This window comes from Lyngbya sp. CCY1209 (genome assembly GCF_055795065.1).
The window spans coordinates 1-272 of the sequence record NZ_JAYFER010000702.1 but is presented as its reverse complement, the minus strand read 5'-3'; the positions used below and the strand labels follow the sequence as shown (position 1 = coordinate 272).

The following is a 272-nucleotide window of genomic DNA, read 5'->3' as shown; positions in this document are numbered from 1 at the left end:
AATCTGGCTTAGATGTTGGTTTAAATCATTTCTACACCGATTCTGAAGGCAATAAAGTTGATAATCCTCGGTTTCTAAGAAAAGATGAACGCAAGATTAAAAAACTACAAAAGCGTTTATCTCGTACTAAAAAAGGTAGCAAAAATAGGATTAAAGCTAGGAATCGGTTGGGTAGAGCGCATCTCAAGGTATCACGCAGACGTAACGACTTTGCTTGTAAAGAGGCACAGCGCGTCATACAGTCTAACGACTTGATAGCGATAGAAGACCTC

The 272-nt window shown here is 39.3% G+C and carries 1 protein-coding gene; it reads left to right on the top strand.

Features of this window, described 5'->3' with window-relative positions; translation table 11 throughout:
• The coding region (locus tag AC0QHF_RS29225; RefSeq protein ID WP_324707802.1) for an RNA-guided endonuclease InsQ/TnpB family protein at window positions 1–272 on the top strand (272 nt) is incomplete at both ends.